At 60.7% G+C, this 15,554-nt stretch carries 15 protein-coding genes; 10 read left to right on the top strand and 5 right to left on the bottom strand.

Going from position 1 to position 15,554, the window contains the following annotated elements:
• The first annotated feature begins 28 nt into the window (after positions 1-28).
• The 8 genes from D882_RS0108930 (at position 29) to D882_RS1000000131950 (ending at position 7,822) form a co-directional block, all read left to right on the top strand.
• The gene (locus D882_RS0108930; RefSeq protein ID WP_027922914.1) at positions 29-754 is read left to right on the top strand and encodes an RDD family protein; all 726 of its coding nucleotides are present in this window, start codon (positions 29-31) and stop codon (positions 752-754) included.
• Positions 751-1,728 carry a stage II sporulation protein M gene (locus tag D882_RS0108925; protein WP_027922913.1) on the top strand — a complete coding sequence of 326 codons (978 nt, stop codon included), beginning with the start codon at positions 751-753 and terminating at the stop codon, positions 1,726-1,728. The genes D882_RS0108930 and D882_RS0108925 overlap by 4 nt, the downstream gene beginning before the upstream one ends.
• Positions 1,715-3,259, top strand: a complete 1,545-nt coding sequence (locus D882_RS0108920) for a DUF4129 domain-containing protein (RefSeq protein WP_027922912.1) — start codon at positions 1,715-1,717, stop codon at positions 3,257-3,259. The genes D882_RS0108925 and D882_RS0108920 overlap by 14 nt, the downstream gene beginning before the upstream one ends.
• Positions 3,256-4,419, top strand: a complete 1,164-nt coding sequence (locus tag D882_RS0108915; RefSeq protein WP_027922911.1) for a DUF4350 domain-containing protein — start codon at positions 3,256-3,258, stop codon at positions 4,417-4,419. Before D882_RS0108920 ends, D882_RS0108915 begins: the two co-directional genes overlap by 4 nt.
• A complete protein-coding gene (locus D882_RS0108910) occupies positions 4,416-5,417 on the top strand; it encodes a MoxR family ATPase (protein WP_027922910.1) in 1,002 nt (333 codons plus the stop codon). Before D882_RS0108915 ends, D882_RS0108910 begins: the two co-directional genes overlap by 4 nt.
• Positions 5,414-6,745: a DUF58 domain-containing protein gene (locus tag D882_RS0108905; RefSeq protein WP_027922909.1), complete on the top strand. Its 1,332-nt coding sequence runs from the start codon at positions 5,414-5,416 to the stop codon at positions 6,743-6,745. Before D882_RS0108910 ends, D882_RS0108905 begins: the two co-directional genes overlap by 4 nt.
• Positions 6,746-6,881: 136 nt before the next feature.
• On the top strand, positions 6,882-7,124 hold the full coding sequence (locus D882_RS0108900; RefSeq protein ID WP_027922908.1) for a hypothetical protein: 243 nt from the start codon (positions 6,882-6,884) through the stop codon (positions 7,122-7,124).
• Between the two features lie 308 nt (positions 7,125-7,432).
• Positions 7,433-7,822 (top strand): DUF6124 family protein, encoded by a 390-nt coding sequence (locus D882_RS1000000131950; RefSeq protein WP_081743928.1) that lies wholly within the window; start codon positions 7,433-7,435, stop codon positions 7,820-7,822.
• A 142-nt stretch (positions 7,823-7,964) separates the two neighbouring features.
• On the opposite strand, the gene D882_RS0108890 is transcribed toward D882_RS1000000131950, so the two are convergent.
• Positions 7,965-8,324 (bottom strand): PilZ domain-containing protein, encoded by a 360-nt coding sequence (locus tag D882_RS0108890; RefSeq protein WP_027922906.1) that lies wholly within the window; start codon positions 8,322-8,324, stop codon positions 7,965-7,967.
• A 236-nt stretch (positions 8,325-8,560) separates the two neighbouring features.
• Complete coding sequence (locus tag D882_RS0108885; protein ID WP_027922905.1) at positions 8,561-8,935, bottom strand: tol-pal system YbgF family protein; 375 nt, start codon at positions 8,933-8,935, stop codon at positions 8,561-8,563.
• 158 nt (positions 8,936-9,093) lie between these two features.
• Between D882_RS0108885 and pyk the strand changes: the two genes are divergently transcribed.
• Positions 9,094-10,545, top strand: a complete 1,452-nt coding sequence (gene pyk, locus D882_RS0108880; protein ID WP_027922904.1) for a pyruvate kinase — start codon at positions 9,094-9,096, stop codon at positions 10,543-10,545.
• A 207-nt stretch (positions 10,546-10,752) separates the two neighbouring features.
• On the opposite strand, the gene D882_RS0108875 is transcribed toward pyk, so the two are convergent.
• The 3 genes from D882_RS0108875 to D882_RS0108865 are packed head-to-tail and all read right to left on the bottom strand — an operon-like array spanning position 10,753 to position 13,567.
• A complete protein-coding gene (locus tag D882_RS0108875) occupies positions 10,753-11,502 on the bottom strand; it encodes an enoyl-CoA hydratase-related protein (protein WP_027922903.1) in 750 nt (249 codons plus the stop codon).
• Between the two features lie 30 nt (positions 11,503-11,532).
• Positions 11,533-12,468: an iron-sulfur-binding ferredoxin reductase gene (locus D882_RS0108870; protein WP_027922902.1), complete on the bottom strand. Its 936-nt coding sequence runs from the start codon at positions 12,466-12,468 to the stop codon at positions 11,533-11,535.
• Positions 12,461-13,567: a GGDEF domain-containing protein gene (locus tag D882_RS0108865; protein ID WP_027922901.1), complete on the bottom strand. Its 1,107-nt coding sequence runs from the start codon at positions 13,565-13,567 to the stop codon at positions 12,461-12,463. The genes D882_RS0108870 and D882_RS0108865 overlap by 8 nt, the downstream gene beginning before the upstream one ends.
• Before the next feature lie 452 nt (positions 13,568-14,019).
• Between D882_RS0108865 and D882_RS0108860 the strand changes: the two genes are divergently transcribed.
• On the top strand, positions 14,020-15,543 hold the full coding sequence (locus D882_RS0108860) for a fumarate hydratase (protein WP_019581511.1): 1,524 nt from the start codon (positions 14,020-14,022) through the stop codon (positions 15,541-15,543).
• Positions 15,544-15,554 lie beyond the last annotated feature (11 nt).

The following is a 15,554-nucleotide window of genomic DNA, read 5'->3' as shown; positions in this document are numbered from 1 at the left end:
ATCCCGAACAGGCCACATAAGGTTGCCCATGCTCGAGACCACAGCACTGCCAAGGAAAGCGACGCTGTCCCCGCCACTGGATACGCGGTATCAAGTCGAAACGCCCGAAGGCATCGACTTGCCACTGCGCCCGGCCGGGTTGATGGTCCGTGCGCTGGCGTTCGCCATTGATTTAGGGATACGCGGGCTGATCCTCGGCCTGTTGTTTATCGTCTTGGCGTTTCTCGGAAAGCTGGGCGCCGGGCTGGGCTCGATCCTGCTGTTCGGGGTCAGCTGGTGGTACATGGTGCTGTTCGAAGTGCTCAATCAGGGCCGCTCGCCGGGCAAACAGTGGATGGGCTTGCGCGTGGTGCAGGACGACGGCACGCCGATCGGCTGGTCCGCTTCGCTGCTGCGCAACCTGTTGCGATTTGTCGACCTGCTACCATTCGGCTATTTCCTCGGGGCCATCAGCTGCCTGCAACACCCGACCTTCAAACGCCTCGGCGACCTGGCCGCCGGCACGCTGGTGATCTACCGCGAACAACCGCTCACCCGACCGCAACTGCCCGAAGCCACCCCCCTGCGTCCGGCCTTCACCCTGACCCTGCCCGAACAACGCGCCATCCTCGCTTTCGCCGAACGCCAGGGTGAACTCTCCAAGGCGCGTACACATGAACTGGCGTCGATCCTGGCTCAACCGTTGCAGGTCTCTGCGCCACACGCGGTGGTCGCACTCAATGGCATCGCCCGCGGCTTGTTGGGGCCCGCATGAAGCAAAGCCATTTCGAAACCCACCACAGGGCCGAGTGGGAACAGTTTTCCCTGACACTGGATCGACTGGAGCGCGGCAAGGACGTCTCCCGAATCGCCGGTTTCCCCAAGGACTATCGGCAGCTTTGCCAACACCTGGCGCTGGCTCGGGAACGCGGCTACAGCAGTTTCCTGATCGATTCCTTGCAGCAACTCGTGCTGCGTGGGCATCAACAGCTGTATCGGCACCGCAGTCAACTGGGCGCCAACCTACTGGGCTTTATCCTGGCCGACTTCCCGCGCCTGGTGCGTGAACAGTGGCGGTTCGTACTGGCCGCCGGCCTGATGTTTTTTGGCAGTCTGATCAGCTTCGCGCTGCTGGTGTATCTGTTCCCGGACCTGGTCTACAACCTGATCCCGGCCGAGCAGGTCAGCGAGATGCAAAGCATGTACGACCCCGTCGCCGGCCATTTGGGACGCACGGCGGAACGCGCCGCCAGTGAAGACTGGGTGATGTTCGGTTACTACATCATGCACAACATCGGCATCGCCTTTCAGACCTTTGCCAGCGGTTTGTTCTTCGGTCTGGGGAGCGCGTTTTTCCTGCTGTTCAACGGCTTGATCATCGGCGCAGTGGCCGGGCACCTGACGCACGTCGGCTACGGGCAAACCTTCTGGTCGTTCGTGATCGGCCACGGTGCTTTTGAACTGACGGCCATTGCCCTGGCCGGTGCCGCCGGCCTGAAACTGGGCTGGGCATTGATCGCGCCGGGACGCCTGCCCCGCGCCGAAGCGCTGCGACTGGCGGCACGCAAGAGCGTACTGCTGATCTGCGGCGTGATGGTGTTTCTGTTGATTGCGGCGTTTATCGAAGCGTACTGGTCGTCGATGACAGCACCGGAGCCCATGACCAAATACGTGGTCGGCGCCGCGCTCTGGGCGTTGGTCGCGACTTATTTGCTGTTTGCCGGACGAACTCGCCATGCGCCTGAGTGACGCCACCGTCGTGATCCGTCCGCGCACCACCTGGGAAGCCATGGACCTGGGCGTGCTGATGAGCCAGCGCCATCGTCGCCTGCTGATGACCAGTTGGGCCATCGTCACCTTGCCGATCTTCGCCCTGCTCAGTGCAATCTTCTGGGATTCGCCGTCCCTTGCCGTGTTCCTCTTCTGGTGGCTCAAACCGGCGTTCGATCGCTTGCCGTTGTACATCCTGTCCAAAAGCCTGTTCGGTGAAACGCCGACACTCAAACAGGCGCTGCGCGAATGGCCGCGCCTGCTCAAGCCGCAACTGCTGGCCAGCCTGACCTGGCGCCGCCTGAGCCTGAGCCGTAGTTTTGTCATGCCGGTGGTGCAACTCGAGGGCCTCCACGGTCACGCGCGCGAACAGCGCTTGCAGGTACTGCTGCAGCGCAATGCCGGTGCCGCGCAATGGCTGACCATTATCGGCGTGCACCTGGAGAGTGCGCTGTGGATTGGCCTGATGGTGCTGTTCTACCTGCTCCTGCCGCAGCAGATCGAACTCGACTGGAGCTGGCAGACCTTGATCACCGCCGCCGTGCAGGACTGGCGATGGTTGGAACACCTTATCAATGCTTTTTACGTGCTGGTGCTGATGGTCTGGGAGCCGATCTATGTGGCCTGCGGCTTCAGTCTTTACCTGAACCGCCGCACGGTGCTGGAAGCGTGGGACATCGAACTGGTGTTCCGCCGTTTGCGCCAACGCCTCAGCACAACCGCCCTTACCCTGTTGCTGGCGGCAATCCTGTGGATACCGGGCACACAACACGTCTGGGCCGCTGAGCCCATCATCACACCGGACAGCCCACGCCTGCTCAATCAACCGCTGACCAGCCAGGCGTCAAAAGACAGCATCAAAGCCCTCCTCGAACAGCCACCGTTCAAAAACAAGGAAACGGTGACCCGCTATCGGTTTGGCGAAGAAAAACCCGATACCAAAACCACGGACGACAGCAAGACACCCGAATGGCTGAAGGCGTTGCTTGCACTGCTCGACAGCCAGCGGTTCGGCGTCCTCGCCACCTTGATTGAAGTGCTGCTGTGGGGCGCGGTGATGGCTGGCGTCGGCCTGCTGATCTGGCGTTACCGTGACTGGTTGCAGGCGTTCGTGAGTCGTCGCCCCTCATTGAAAAGAAAAATCGCCCGTCCAATACCGCAGCAGGCTTTTGGCCTGGACCTCAACCGTGAAACCCTGCCCGACGACATTGCCGCCAGCGCCGAAAGCCTCTGGCAAACCGATCCGCGCGCAGCCCTTGGTCTGCTCTATCGCGCCCTGCTCAGCCACTTGCTGCACGACCACCACATCGCGCTGAAAACCGCCGATACCGAAGGCGAAGTCCTCCAACGCATCGAACAACTGCAACAACCGGCGTTGCTGGCCTTTAGTAAAACCCTGACTCGTCATTGGCAAAACATGGCTTACGGTCATCGTCTTCCACCCGCGCATTCACAACAGGAACTGTGTGACGGCTGGCGAACGTTGTTCGGCCCGGGAGCCGCCCATTGAGCCGGCGTTCAGGGTTGTTTGTCGGCATGGTCATCGCCCTGCTGGTCGGCGCACTGGGTATTTACCTGTACCTGAAAGCCACGCCCTTTCAGGAGGAAATCGATCACGGCCCATCGCCTGAAGCGCAGGCCAATCCTTACCTCGCCGCTGAACACTTTTTGCGCAAGCAGGGCCTGACCGTCAGCCATGCCAACGGAATTGACGTGTTACCCACCCTCGATCCCCGTCAGCACAGCCTGCTATTGCTGGGTGACCGCTACAACATGACCCCACGCCAGATTGATCAGGTGATGAACTGGACTCGGGCCGGTGGCCGCTTGTTGTTTGTCGCCCAGTCGTTGTGGGATGAAAAGACCGGCCAGAGCAACGATCTGCTGCTCGACCGGGTGCAGTTGCACCAGACCTTGAGCAAAGACCTCAAGGAGCCACCGCCCGACATCCTCGACGATCCCTATCCCAAACTGACCAAGCTGTATCTGGAAGATGAAGAAGCACCGGCCTACGCCAGCTTCGACACGGCATTCCACCTCGAAGACCCGAAGAACCTCGCGCAATCCTGGGCCAACAGCGGCAAGGCCACGCACATGATGCAGCTCAACCACGGGCTCGGTTCGATCATCGTGGTCACCGACGCCGACCTGTGGAAAACCCCCGCCATCGACCAGTACGACAACGCCTGGCTGCTCTGGTATCTGACGGCGGACACACGCGTGACGTTGTTGTTCAACACCGATCACGACAGCCTGTTGACCTTGCTGTGGCGTTATTTCCCACAGGCATTGATGGCCTTGATTGCGCTGATCGCCCTCGGGTTCTGGCACGTTGGCGTACGCCAGGGGCCGCTGCTGGAGCCCGCCACGAAAGGCCGTCGCCAACTCCAGGAGCACCTGCGCGCCAGCGCCGATTTCATGTTGCGTCGCCAGGGTCAGCAGCACCTGCTGCAAGCGTTGCAACAAGACATCCTGCGCCGTGTGCGGCGCCGTCATCCCGGTTTCGAACAACTCGGCGTCGCCGAGCAATGGCTGGTGCTCGCACGCCTGACCGGCCAACCCACACGCGCTATCAGCCAGGCCATGAGCCCGCGACCGAAACAGCGGCTGTCCAGCGCTGACTTCAGCCGTCAGGTCGCCCACCTGCAAACCTTGAGGAACACGCTATGAGTGAACAGATCGAGCCCGGCTCGCCGACTCACGTCGCCCAGCAACGCCAGCGTGCCAGTCAACTGGCCCAGGCGGTGCGCGGCGAATTGCAGAAAGCCGTGATTGGCCAGGACACCGTGATCGACGACGTGCTGACAGCGCTGATCGCCGGCGGTCATGTGCTGCTCGAAGGCGTGCCGGGGCTGGGCAAGACCTTGCTGGTGCGCGCCCTCGCCAAGTGCTTCGGCGGCGAGTTTGCACGCATCCAGTTCACCCCCGACCTGATGCCCAGCGATGTCACCGGGCACGCGGTCTACGACTTGAACACCGAGCAGTTCAAATTGCGTAAAGGCCCGTTGTTCACCAACCTGCTGCTGGCCGACGAGATCAACCGCGCCCCGGCGAAAACCCAGGCCGCGCTGCTCGAAGCCATGCAGGAACGCCAGGTCACCCTGGAAGGCCGCGCCCTGCCCATCGTGCAACCGTTCATGGTGCTCGCCACGCAAAACCCCATCGAACAGGAAGGCACCTATCCCCTGCCCGAAGCCGAGCTTGATCGCTTCATGCTCAAGGTGCGCATGGATTACCCCGACGTCGAGCAAGAGCTGAACATGGTCCGCCAGGTCAGCCGTTCGACCCGCGCCGACATGCTCGATGTGCAACCGCTGCGCACCCTGATGCAAGCCAAAGACGTGTCGGCCTTGCAGCGCATTGCCAGCGACTTGCCGCTGGACGACCAGGTGCTCGACTACGCCGTACGCCTGGCCCGCGCGACCCGGACCTGGCCCGGCCTGATCCTCGGCGCCGGTCCTCGGGCGTCCATTGCACTGGTGCGCTGCGCCCGGGCCCGTGCCTTGCTGCGTGGCGGTGAATTTGTGATTCCGGACGACATCAAGGGCTGTGCGCTGGCGGTATTGCGTCATCGCGTACGCATCGCGCCGGAGCTGGATATCGAAGGGCTGGACGTCGATCAGGTGCTCGGGCAATTGCTCGACCAAGTACCGGCGCCGCGCCTGTGAAACCCTCGCGCCTGCTGCTGATCTGGCTCGCAATCCTGCTGGCCATCGGCATCGTGCTGGGCGCGTTGCGGGCGCTGGACATCACCGTCCCATCGCCCCTTCTGTCGATCAACTGGGGACTGCTGCTGGCCCTGTTCGCGCTGGCCGTGCTCGACGCCTTGCGCCTCAAACGCCTGCCCTCGCCGCGCCTGCGCCGACACATGCCCGGCAGCCTGGCGTTGGGTCGGTGGAGTGAAGTGCGACTGGATGTTGAGCATGCGTTCACCCAACCGCTGAACGTGCAGCTTTTCGACCATGTGCCATCGGGACTGAGTGTTGAAAACCTGCCGCTGACCGTCGAATTGCAACCCGGCCTACAGAGCCAGATGGGCTATCGACTGCGCCCGCTCAAACGCGGCCACTTCAGCTTTGAACACTGCGAAATCAGCCTGCCCAGCCCGCTCGGATTATGGTCCGACAAACGCCTGCTGAACGCAGTCGACTCCACCCGCGTCTACCCCGACTTCGCTCGCCTCTATGGCGGCGAACTGTTGGCGGTGGACAACTGGATCAGCCAGCTCGGTGTACGCCAAAAACAACGTCGGGGGCTGGGCCTCGAATTTCATCAACTGAGAGAGTTCCGTGAAGGCGACAGCCTGCGCCAGATCGACTGGAAAGCCACCGCCCGCCAACGCACACCCATCGCCCGCGAATATCAGGACGAGCGCGACCAGCAGATCATCCTCATGCTCGACTGCGGCCGGCACATGCGCAGCCAGGACGGCGAACTCGCGCATTTCGATCACGCACTCAATGCCTGCCTCTTGCTCAGCTACATCGCCCTGCGCCAGGGCGATGCGGTGGGTCTGAGTACGTTCGCCAGCGACCGCGCGCATTACCTGGCCCCGGTCAAAGGCACTGGCCAATTGAACGTCTTGCTCAACAGCGTCTACGACCTCGACAGCACCCAACGCCCCGCCGATTACCAGGCGGCCGTCACGCAACTACTGGCCCGCCAAAAACGCCGGGCACTGGTGGTGCTGGTCACCAACCTGCGCGATGAAGATGATGAAGAGTTGTTGACCGCGGTCAAACGCCTGAGCAAGCAACATCGGGTGCTGGTGGCGAGTTTGCGTGAAGACTTGCTCGACCATTTGCGGCACGCGCCGGTGCAAACCTTGCCGGAGGCGCTGACGTATTGCGGGACGGTGGATTACCTTAATGCACGGGCAGAACTCCATGAGCGGTTGAGCGCTCATGGAGTGCCAGTGCTTGATGCCCAACCAATGGAGTTGGGGGCAGAATTGGTGACTCGCTATTTAGGTTGGAAAAAAGCCGGAACAATTTAATGGCGAGCCGCAATTGATTGGTCTGGTCTTGAGATGCAAATAAATACTGTAAACGAGCACTAATCACTTCCGCTCATCCTAAAAATCGAAAAAAACCTGACTAACAGCCTCATATCTCAATCACAAGGAATTGTTCATGGACGAGAAAACTATATTCGCTTCAGTGCTAACGAAAATCTATGAGAACCAACTGGCGCTGGGAGCGGCAGTAGAAGAGCTATCAAATTGGGTGGAGCAACATGGGGCTATCGAAGTAGCGGGTAACATCCAAGGTGCGCTGGAAGCACTCGATCGAAACCAAGAATTTATAACGTTGGCACTTCTCTCTATCTCTACAGATTTTAATGAACCACGGAATCCAAAAAAGCCCGGATCCTAACGCCTAGCTAACCTTCAATTTCCTGCCGTCTTTCCTCAGCTGTTCCCCTAGCGCTTTATCGCCTAATAGCTAGGGGAAGATGCTCCGCCACGCGACGTCATACATTCATGACAGGCAACCCACTTTTTGCACCCGCCACATGGTGGAGCATAGCCGTGCAAACGACTACATAATGAAGCGCCACTGCCTACAGATCTCATCGACCCTGTCTGATTGTGGCAAGCCCCGTCCCAACATAAGGTTCTCCTACCGACCGCCGCCCATTTCGTCTCGTACAGAAGTGGTGTAGCCCAACAAGGAGTGAACCAATGCCCCCCAGATCCGTGTTACCCAGAATGAATCTTCCTTCCCCCTACAGTTTCCTCGATTCGAGAAAACTCCACGAAGCTGCCAAAAAAGCTCTAGATCACTATCTCAAACGGAAAAACACTGAATCGTGCTTTGCCGACGAATGCGCTAATGAGGAAAGACACATGAAAATGTTCACCGTTGTCCCGGACGCCAATCCCGAAGCCTTGACCATCGAGACCTACGAAACGTTTTCGACGGTCAGCATTTTGCTACTCGACCTGGCTGAAAGCCTGGACAACACGCCGCGGCATCTGGCGATGGCTATTTATCGGATGAGTGAGTTGGGGTTGATGCTGGTGGAGCGGTCGCTGGATAACGAGAAGGCGATCAAGGTAACCGCCGCTTAACTACCCGTCGATTGTGCTGACGTCTTCGCGGGCAAGCCCGCTCCCACAGGGATCGGCGGCGAACACACAGTTTTGTGAACGACGCCAGACACTGTGGGAGCGGGCTTGCCCGCGATGGCGATGGTGAAAACGCCAATGAACTTCAGGCAGACGCCGGCATCGGCTGAAAACTGAAGTACTGCGTCAGCGCCTCCACCAATTGCCCATACTCCGGCGGTGCCCGTTGCAGGCTGAACCCGGCGTCGTAATGGTGGGGGGTTGCGTCTTCATGGCACCACAGGCAACACGCCGTGAGGTCGATGACCTGCTGGCAACCGTCGGTGGCGGGGATTTTCAGACGCAGGTCAAAGTCGACACCCACCATCATGGGCAACTGACTGATGAGCATCAGCCCGTCTGCAGACACGTTGCCGAGAAAGCCGATGGGTTTGTCGGTGACGCTGTTGAACACTCTCAAGAAATACGGCAGCTGATGCCGCTCGATCCGGCGGTCGGTAAACATGCGCAAATGGCCCAGCAAGGCCCTTAAGCAGGGCCGCACTAATGCTTCGGAACGGGCTCTTCCATTTCGTCCATGGAAGTGAACACGCTCTCCCCGTTCCCGGTGCGACAGTCCGTGCAACCGCTGACGCTTACTCCTGCCGATCACAGGTATGACCTCGGCTTTAAAGGCAAGGCTCTAAAACCGATCTCCTGGACTATAGCTCACCCCCGCCGAGCGGCCAGGGAAAACGGCAATCAGTACGTCGCCGGGCGTGGGCTCGCAGCGTTGCGCAGTGGGTAATGGCCCGTACTCTGCAGGGTTTCCAGACGAGCGCGGGCGCGGTAGGCGTATTCGCTTTGCGGGTAGGTGGCAATGATGTACTGGTAAGTCTGCGCCGCATCGACGAACAGCATCTGCCGTTCCAGGCACTGGCCGCGCATCATCGACACTTCTGGCCACACATAAGGCCGCGCACGGCTGGAGCGCTCGACTTTCGACAGTTCGAGCATGACCTGCTCGCAATTGCCACGATCGTAGGCGCTGTACGCGAGGTTTAAATGATGGTTCATCGACCAACGGGCACAACCCGTCACACTGAGGGCAAGGACGGCAATGAGCGCAAATCGCATGGGGGGATCTCCTGTCTTGAGCGCTGTATCGGCCTGCTGGCGAAAATCTTCAGGAATGTTCATTTCAATAAACAAACGAAAAAGTAGTGCATACGAACAATGACTACACCCACGGAGCATAGTAGCCTCACTCAGCGCTTGAACTCAGGAGTCTTTGAATGTCCGTCCGTCGTACCAAAATCGTCGCTACCCTTGGCCCGGCCAGTAACTCGCCGGAAGTTCTCGAACAGCTGATTCTGGCTGGCCTGGACGTCGCCCGCCTGAACTTCTCCCACGGCACCCCCGACGAGCACAAGGCTCGCGCGAAGCTGGTGCGTGACCTCGCTGCCAAGCACGGCCGCTTCGTTGCCCTGCTGGGTGACCTGCAAGGCCCGAAAATCCGTATCGCCAAATTCGCCAACAAGAAGATCGAGCTGAAGATCGGTGATCAATTCACCTTCTCCACCAGCCATCCTCTGACCGAAGGCAACCAGCAAGTGGTCGGCATCGACTACCCGGACCTGGTCAAAGACTGCGGCGTGGGCGACGAGCTGCTGCTCGACGACGGTCGCGTGGTAATGCGCGTTGATACCGCCACCGCCACCGAGCTGAACTGCACCGTGCTGATCGGCGGTCCGCTGTCCGACCATAAAGGCATCAACCGTCGCGGCGGTGGCTTGACCGCACCGGCCCTGACCGAGAAAGACAAGGCCGACATCAAGCTCGCTGCCGAGATGGAAGTCGACTACCTCGCCGTGTCCTTCCCGCGTGACGCCGCCGACATGGAATACGCCCGTCAACTGCGTGACGAGGCCGGCGGTACTGCCTGGCTGGTGGCGAAGATCGAACGCGCCGAAGCCGTGGCTGACGACGAAACCCTCGACGCGCTGATCCAGGCGTCCGATGCGGTCATGGTTGCCCGTGGTGATTTGGGTGTGGAAATCGGCGACGCCGAGCTGGTGGGCATTCAGAAGAAAATCATTCTGCACGCACGCCGCCACAACAAGGCTGTGATCGTGGCGACTCAGATGATGGAGTCGATGATCCAGAACCCGATGCCGACCCGCGCCGAAGTGTCCGACGTGGCCAACGCCGTGCTCGACTACACCGACGCCGTGATGCTTTCGGCCGAAAGTGCTGCCGGTCTGTACCCGCTGGAAGCTGTGCAAGCGATGGCGCGCATCTGCGTCGGCGCTGAAAAGCACCCGACCAGCAAGACTTCCAGCCACCGTATCGGCAAAGTGTTCGAAAGCTGCGACCAGAGCATCGCGCTGGCGGCCATGTACACCGCCAACCACTTCCCGGGCGTGAAAGCGATCATCGCCCTGACCGAAAGTGGCTACACGCCGTTGATCATGTCGCGCATCCGCTCTTCGGTGCCGATCTACGCGTTCTCCCCACACCGCGAAACCCAGGCCCGCGCGGCCATGTTCCGGGGTGTCTACACCGTACCGTTCGACCCGGCATCGCTGCCGCCCGAGCAAGTCAGCCAGGCCGCGATCGACGAGTTGCTCAAGCGCGGCGTTGTGGAGAAAGGCGACTGGGTCATCCTGACCAAAGGCGACAGCTACCACACCATCGGCGGCACCAACGGGATGAAAATCCTGCACGTTGGCGACCCGATGGTCTGAGTGACCGGCCGCTGAAAAACAAAAGCCCCGCCATGTGAATGGCGGGGCTTTTTGCATTCTGGTCAAACAGCTGGGTTGTCTGGGCGGGCCTCATCGCGGGCAAGCCCGGCTCCCACAGTGGTGGGTAGTGATCACAAACTGGAGTTCGACTCAAAACCTGTGGGAGCCGGGCTTGCCCGCGATGAGGCCCGCCCAGTCACCGAAGATTCAATGCCGCTTGATAAACCCGGTCAACGCCGCCAACGCTTCTGGCGACCGCAGCCGCTGGGTGAATAACGCGCCCTCTTCTTCTATCACCTTGCGCAGCAATTCCCGGTCCGGCGCTTTCATCAATTGCTTGCTGATGCGCACCGCTTCCGGTGGCAACGATTCAAAGCGCAACGCCATCTCCCGCGCCTTGGCCAACGCCGCTTCGCCACTGCCCAACGCCTCGGTGGCAATTCCCCACTCGGCCGCTTGTTCACCGCTGAACCCTTCACCCAGCAGCAACAACTCCGCCGCTTTGGCATGCCCAATCAAACGCGGCAGGAGCAGGCTGGAGCCGAATTCCGGACACAACCCGAGATTGACGAACGGCATCCTCAGGCGAGCATCCCGACTGACATACACCAGATCGCAATGCAGCAGCATCGTCGTGCCAATCCCCACCGCCGCACCCGCCACCGCAGCGATTACCGGTTTACGGCATTCCAGCAAATTGAGCATGAAATGAAACACCGGGCTGTCGAGGTTGCCCGGCGGTTGCTGGATGAAGTCGGCGATGTCGTTGCCGGCGGTGAAGCACTCGGCGCTGCCGGCGATCAGCACGGCGTTGATTTCAGGGTCGGTGTCGGCCTGCTTCAGCGCTTCGGCCAAGTGGCTGTACATGGCGCGCGTCAGGGCGTTTTTCTTTTCGGGGCGATTCAGGCGCAGCGTCAGCACACCGCGTTCGCGTTCAATCTGGATGGCATCGGTCATGGTGGGTCTCGCGTCTGAAAAAATCAGCGCTCAACCACGAGGCAGGAACACATCGGCCAGCAGTTGATTGCGCGGCAAACCCGCGAGGTACAGGCGCCGGGAAAAGGCGTCGACACTGTCGGGGGCTCCGCAGACTAAGGCCAGGGTTTGCCGGGAGACAAGCCGCAGTTGCGCCAATGCCTGCGGCAACTCGGCCGGGGTCCAGTGTTCGACGCTGAGGTTTTCACGGCCCTCGGCGATGGCTTGCAGGGGTTTGGCCAAGTAATGCTCATTGGCATCATGGGCAAGGTGAATGACGCGGATAGCGCCCTGATGATCCTGACGCAAGGCTTCGCGCAAGACTCCGAACAAAGGGCCAAGACCGGTGCCGGCGGCCAATAGCCACAGCGGTCGAGTGTGCCAGTCCGGATCGTAATGCAAGGCCCCACCGCGCAGTTCGCCGAGGCGAATCGGGTCACCGATTTTCAGCTGACGGGCCGCATCGCTGAATGCCCCCGGCTGACGGCAATCCAGGTGAAATTCCAGAAAGCGGTCTTCTTCCGGCAGGCTGGCCAATGAATAAGGCCGCGCCACGTTGCCGGCCCACAACACCAGATGTTGCCCAGCGCTATAGCGCAGCGGACGCTCGGGGGTCAGGCGCAAACGCAACACACTGGCGCTCAACCAATCCACGGCGGCCACCTCGGCCGGGCGACCGTCCTGTTGCGGGTCGAAGGTGTGCACGTGCAGGTCTTCGACTACCTGGCATTGGCATGCCAGGCGCCAGCCTTGTTGGCGCTGCTCGGCGCTCAAGGCATCCGGGCGGCTGTCGCCCGGCAAGCCTTGCACACATTGCACCAGGCAGGCATGGCAACTGCCGGCGCGGCAACTGTAGGGCACCGGCACGCCGTTTTGATTCAAGGCGTCGAGCAGGTTGCTGCCCGGCGCCACCGTAAAGTGGCGCTCGCCGACGCGTAACTCAGGCATCGACGTTCTCCCAGGCCGCCGCGCACCGGTTGCGCCCGTCACGCTTGGCGCGGTAAAGCGCCTGGTCCGCGCGCTGCAAGGCATCGTCGAGATCGTCGCCCAGTTCCAGCAACGTCATGCCCGCCGACAAGCTGAGATGGGCGACATCGAGGCCGATCAACTCGACATCGGTGAAGGCGATACGCAACCGTTCACAGCACGCGGTCAAGCGTTCGGCATCGCAATCGGGCACCAGCACCACAAATTCTTCGCCGCCATAACGCGCCAACACGTCGCCGTCGCGCAGGCATGCGGTCGCGACACCGGCAAAGGCTTGCAAGACCTGATCGCCCGCCGCATGGCCGTGCACATCGTTGATGCGTTTGAAGTGGTCAAGGTCGATCAAGGCAAGGCCATGCATCACGCCGGCGTCCATGGCATTGAGTTCGCGGGAGGCCAGGCGCAGAAAATGGCGGCGGTTGAACAGCCCGGTGAGTTCGTCGGTGGCGACCAGGTCTTCGAGCTGGCGCATCATCCCGCGCAGGGTGTCCTGGTGCGCTTGCAACGCGAAGCGCCGTTGCCGCATGCGTTGACGCGACGCCTGGACATAGCGGGCGTAGAGCACCAGCCAGATCAACACGATAAACAGCACAGACACTTGCAACCCGGCCAGCGCCGGGTCGGGCAATTGAAAGCGGTAGCCCTCCCACAGCGTGATCGCGCTGAAACTGAAAAACACCAACAGCGCACACCGCACCAACGCTCGACGCGACAGATGGAACAGCCCGAACAGCAGAATCAGCACATAGAACACCAGGAACGCGCCGCGTGCTTCATCCAGATTGGCGATCAGCCAGGTTTGCCAGCCCAGCCCCATCAGCACTTGCACTTCGGTCAGGCTGGGGTCGGAAAAACGCAGGTTACAGCCGCTGTAAAACACCGCGAACAACGCCGCCTGGCTGATAATCACCATGGCCGTGCCGACAGCAACACTGGTTGCGGGTTCGTTGTAGTGGCCGGTGAAAAATGCCAGCCACAGCAACATCAAAGCCAGGGCGTAAGTGCCGGCAGCGAGGGCAAAGCGTTTGAGTAAAAGCCGTTGGATGGCGTTATGGGTCAATCGTTGACTCACCATGCGAAAAGAGGCTGTTTGAGTGTCCTACTCTACAGGCCGTCTGCCACTTTAGTGGCGAGCCGGACAAATGACCATTCAATTTTCGGGGCAAAAAACTGGCGTCAAAAGCATGGCCCGTTTTCCCTAAAATTCAACCCTTGCCCCGATCCCTGTAGCCGCTGGCGAAGCCTGCGGCTACAGGGATCGGGGCATTATGCGACCAACGATTGACTGCCGGCGCGTGTACCCGCCCGCGAGGCGCGGTATACTGCCGCGCCTTTTTAGCGTCGCGCCAGCAGCCCCGGCGTGCCCTGACTCTTCGAGCCAGCTTCAAGTTGCAAGCTCCAGGCAGCAAGCTCAAAGCAGTACACACACTGCTCTTGCTTGCCGCTTGTAGCTCAAAGGAAGCTAGCTCGAAGAGCTATTGAATGTTCCCGTCTTTTAGAGGAGCGCGACTCATGACCGTGATCAAGCAAGACGACCTGATTCAGAGCGTTGCCGACGCCCTGCAGTTCATTTCCTATTACCACCCCGTTGACTTCATCCAGGCGATGCACGAAGCCTACCTGCGTGAAGAATCGCCGGCCGCCCGCGACTCCATCGCACAAATCCTGATCAACTCGCGCATGTGTGCCACCGGCCACCGCCCGATCTGCCAGGACACCGGCATCGTCACCGTGTTCGTTCGTGTGGGCATGGACGTACGTTGGGATGGCGCCACCATGGGCCTGGACGACATGATCAACGAAGGCGTGCGCCGGGCTTACAACCTGCCGGAAAACGTTCTGCGTGCCTCGATCCTCGCCGACCCGGCGGGCGCTCGTAAAAACACCAAGGACAACACCCCGGCCGTTATCCACTACTCCATCGTTCCGGGTAACACCGTGGAAGTGGACGTGGCAGCCAAGGGCGGCGGTTCCGAGAACAAGTCGAAAATGGCCATGCTCAACCCATCCGACTCGATCGTCGACTGGGTATTGAAGACCGTTCCGACCATGGGCGCCGGCTGGTGCCCACCGGGCATGCTCGGCATCGGCATCGGCGGCACCGCCGAGAAAGCCGCGGTGATGGCCAAGGAAGTGTTGATGGAATCCATCGACATTCACGAGCTGAAAGCGCGTGGTCCGCAGAACCGTATCGAAGAGATGCGTCTGGAGCTGTTCGAGAAGGTCAACCAACTGGGCATCGGCGCCCAGGGCCTGGGTGGCCTGACCACCGTGCTCGACGTGAAGATCATGGATTACCCGACCCACGCCGCTTCCCTGCCGGTGTGCATGATCCCGAACTGCGCCGCCACCCGTCACGCGCACTTCGTGCTCGACGGTTCCGGCCCGGCCTCGCTGGAAGCGCCACCGCTGGACGCCTACCCGGAAATCGTCTGGGAAGCCGGCCCGTCGGCTCGTCGCGTCAACCTCGACACCCTGACCCCGGAAGAAGTGCAGAGCTGGAAGCCGGGCGAAACCGTCCTGCTCAACGGCAAGATGCTCACCGGTCGCGACGCCGCGCACAAGCGCATGGTCGAGATGTTGAACAAGGGTGAAACCTTGCCGGTGGACCTCAAGGGTCGCTTCATCTACTACGTCGGCCCGGTTGATCCGGTGCGCGAAGAAGTGGTGGGCCCTGCCGGTCCGACCACCGCCACGCGGATGGACAAGTTCACCCGTCAGATCCTCGAGCAAACCGGTCTGTTGGGCATGATCGGCAAATCCGAGCGCGGCCCTACCGCTATCGAAGCGATCAAGGACCACAAAGCCGTTTACCTGATGGCAGTCGGCGGCGCGGCTTACCTGGTGGCGCAAGCCATCAAGAAATCCCGCGTTGTTGCCTTCGCCGAACTGGGGATGGAAGCCATCTACGAGTTCGACGTGAAAGACATGCCGGTGACGGTTGCGGTTGATAGCAAAGGCGAGTCGGTACACATCACCGGTCCTGCGATCTGGCAGAAGAAGATCAGTGAAAGTCTGGCAGTAGAAGTGCAGTAAGCGCTTCAAGC

Source organism: Pseudomonas sp. URMO17WK12:I12, assembly GCF_000514395.1.
Lineage (GTDB): Bacteria > Pseudomonadota > Gammaproteobacteria > Pseudomonadales > Pseudomonadaceae > Aquipseudomonas > Aquipseudomonas mucoides.
This window is presented reverse-complemented; position numbering and strand designations above follow the sequence as displayed.

What these genes read in the sequence shown, in the direction of transcription:
- D882_RS0108890 (WP_027922906.1), bottom strand. Translation starts at nt 8,324, where the DNA reads ATGTTTACCGACCGCCGGATCGAGCGGCATCAGCTGCCGTATTTCTTG.
- D882_RS1000000131950 (WP_081743928.1), top strand. Translation starts at nt 7,433, where the DNA reads ATGCCCCCCAGATCCGTGTTACCCAGAATGAATCTTCCTTCCCCCTAC.
- D882_RS0108900 (WP_027922908.1), top strand. Translation starts at nt 6,882, where the DNA reads ATGGACGAGAAAACTATATTCGCTTCAGTGCTAACGAAAATCTATGAG.
- D882_RS0108870 (WP_027922902.1), bottom strand. Translation starts at nt 12,468, where the DNA reads ATGCCTGAGTTACGCGTCGGCGAGCGCCACTTTACGGTGGCGCCGGGC.
- D882_RS0108875 (WP_027922903.1), bottom strand. Translation starts at nt 11,502, where the DNA reads ATGACCGATGCCATCCAGATTGAACGCGAACGCGGTGTGCTGACGCTG.
- pyk (WP_027922904.1), top strand. Translation starts at nt 9,094, where the DNA reads ATGTCCGTCCGTCGTACCAAAATCGTCGCTACCCTTGGCCCGGCCAGT.
- D882_RS0108925 (WP_027922913.1), top strand. Translation starts at nt 751, where the DNA reads ATGAAGCAAAGCCATTTCGAAACCCACCACAGGGCCGAGTGGGAACAG.
- D882_RS0108910 (WP_027922910.1), top strand. Translation starts at nt 4,416, where the DNA reads ATGAGTGAACAGATCGAGCCCGGCTCGCCGACTCACGTCGCCCAGCAA.
- D882_RS0108885 (WP_027922905.1), bottom strand. Translation starts at nt 8,935, where the DNA reads ATGCGATTTGCGCTCATTGCCGTCCTTGCCCTCAGTGTGACGGGTTGT.
- D882_RS0108920 (WP_027922912.1), top strand. Translation starts at nt 1,715, where the DNA reads ATGCGCCTGAGTGACGCCACCGTCGTGATCCGTCCGCGCACCACCTGG.
- D882_RS0108860 (WP_019581511.1), top strand. Translation starts at nt 14,020, where the DNA reads ATGACCGTGATCAAGCAAGACGACCTGATTCAGAGCGTTGCCGACGCC.
- D882_RS0108930 (WP_027922914.1), top strand. Translation starts at nt 29, where the DNA reads ATGCTCGAGACCACAGCACTGCCAAGGAAAGCGACGCTGTCCCCGCCA.